Below are 2,125 nucleotides of genomic sequence, written 5' to 3' on the forward strand. Positions count from 1 at the left end.
CTGGCCAAGTCGGCGAAGGCGTCGGCGCGTCTGATCAAATCCGCGATTCTTGCGAGGGTCCTTCTCGTCACCTCGTGATCTTACTGCTGCAGGCGAAAGCACTGAAGCGCTCTCGTGCGACCGCTGTGGTACTCCTGGATCGGCCTGCATCAGAACCTGTTCTGACATACACTCACGGAGTGAGCACTAGCCATGCAGACGCGGTGACCTTCTCTGACCTGTCGAGAAATCCCCGGGCGGTCGCCGAGCGCGCAGCGCGCCTGGGACGCCTGCGCGTCACGCATCGGGATGCTCCAGACTTCTACTTGACCGCCGCGGACCGTGAAGAGGAACGCGAACGGACGCTGGCCACTGCGTCCCGGCTGTTCCTTGCTTTGATCAAGCACGATCCCACCGCGCGGGCGCTGGTCATAGCCATGCCGGAGGTCTTCCCTTGGGTTCGCCACCTGTCCTCGGACGAACTTCGTGCCTTCACGCTCGAATTGGTCGAAGCACTCTCCGACGCAGCCGAGCTGGATGTCGATGCCACCGCCCAGGAGGTCATCGCAGGCTGGCGGGCCACTGCCAGAATCAAGGCTGACCCTGCACAGTACGCCGAGGCTCGCCGGCCCACGGGCGGAGACTTCGGGCCGGTGCAGGTTTCGCCATGAGCCCGAAGCGCGGAGATCGAATTACGGTGCCACCGCCGGATGACGAGTGGGATGTCCGGTTCGGTACCAGCGACGCAGTCAGGGGCTGGGAGGAACTGTGCCGTCACGCCCTGGCCAATACGCGCCGATGCTTCGAGGTGCTGCGGGTTGATCCCCGTTCACGCTCCAGCCACGACCGCCAACATCGCCTGCGCGGAGACCTTGCGACTCATCGCCACAACGGCAGGGACCTGGAGCAGTGGGAATTCGAGGTCACCAGCGGCGGTCGTGTGCGCTATGCCATCGATGACGTCGCTCGTACTGTCTGGGTGATCTATGCATCGCCGCGACACCCCAAGGACACCGAATAGCCCCCAATTGCTACCTGAAACCAACTGCTACCACCAGCAGTACTTGTACAAAGTGCCCAATGGGTACTGCGGGATCTGCGGAACGGGCGTCGCCTGCCCGGTGGGCCTGACGTCCGGCGAGGCGTGAGCCGAACGCGGGCCTAGGCATCGCACTTCTGTGCAGATAGATGTACAGTTCATGTATGACTGTTCTGCGTGACGCTACCGAGCTGAGCGTCACAGAGGCGGCCCAGCGAGGGGTTGCCCGCCTAGTGGCTGATGCGGAGCAGGGGGCCGATCTGGTGGTCACCCGTCGGCGTCAGCCAGTGGCGGCCGTGGTGAGTATCCGCCGGCTCAATGAGCTGGAGGAGGCGGCGGCTGATCTGCGTGATCTGGCGCTGGTGCTCGCCCGGTCGGTTACGGACACGGGGGATCGGGTCTCACTCGATGAGGTGCTTGCCGCTTTCGGGCATACTCGCGAGTCGCTGTCCGCCATCCCGGACGATGAGTGAATCGTGTCCGACGTCGCCTTCACGGCGCCGGCAGTCGACGACCTTCGGCGGATCGGCCCAGACGCGGTACCCAAGGTGCTCAAGAAGATCCTTCTCCTGCTGGACAACCCTGAAGCTGGTTATCCGCTTGGCGGGGAACTGACCGGTTTCCGGAAGCTGGTGGTCGGTCGCAACACCTGGCGTGTCGTCTACCGCATCACCGAGGACAAGTCGGTGGAGATCTGCGAGGTGTGGGCTGTCGGTGAACGTGCCGACGCCGAAGTGTACGAGGAGGCGACGGCGAGGGTCCGGGAGGCGGGTGCAGGCCGTCCCGAGATCATCCAGCTCGGCCAGGTGATCGAACGGCTGGGCGCGCTGGCTGATCACATTCGGGTGGAGAAAGCATCTCCCAGGGAACCCGTTCCAGATTGGCTCGCAGACCGATTGATCTACACGGTCGGGATGGCGCGTGAGGATGTTGCCGCTCTTGACCTTGAAGAGGCGGTCGACACGTGGGCTGAGTACCGGTCCAAGCCGCATTAGGTCGCGTATCTATCGCCTGAAGCAGAGCGCTACCAACAGCCTTGTGGAAAGTTCCGAACGGATACTGCGGCATCGGTGGCACCGGCGTCTCCTGCCCCGTGGGCATCGTGTC

General features: G+C 63.7%; 4 protein-coding genes. All 4 read left to right on the top strand.

Annotation, left to right across the window (positions count from 1 at the left end; translation table 11 throughout):
- The first annotated feature begins 179 nt into the window (after positions 1 to 179).
- Positions 180 to 650 (top strand): hypothetical protein, encoded by a 471-nt coding sequence (locus OUY22_RS36515; RefSeq protein WP_270159892.1) that lies wholly within the window; start codon positions 180 to 182, stop codon positions 648 to 650.
- A complete protein-coding gene (locus tag OUY22_RS36520) occupies positions 647 to 1,000 on the top strand; it encodes a hypothetical protein (protein WP_270159893.1) in 354 nt (117 codons plus the stop codon). Before OUY22_RS36515 ends, OUY22_RS36520 begins: the two co-directional genes overlap by 4 nt.
- 182 nt (positions 1,001 to 1,182) lie before the next feature.
- Positions 1,183 to 1,491: a type II toxin-antitoxin system prevent-host-death family antitoxin gene (locus tag OUY22_RS36530; protein WP_270159894.1), complete on the top strand. Its 309-nt coding sequence runs from the start codon at positions 1,183 to 1,185 to the stop codon at positions 1,489 to 1,491.
- Between the two features lie 3 nt (positions 1,492 to 1,494).
- Complete coding sequence (locus tag OUY22_RS36535) at positions 1,495 to 2,013, top strand: type II toxin-antitoxin system RelE family toxin (RefSeq protein ID WP_237103414.1); 519 nt, start codon at positions 1,495 to 1,497, stop codon at positions 2,011 to 2,013.
- Positions 2,014 to 2,125: the final 112 nt, after the last annotated feature.

It is taken from the genome of Nonomuraea corallina, from assembly GCF_027620315.1.
In the GTDB taxonomy this organism is placed as follows: Bacteria; Actinomycetota; Actinomycetes; order Streptosporangiales; family Streptosporangiaceae; genus Nonomuraea; species Nonomuraea corallina.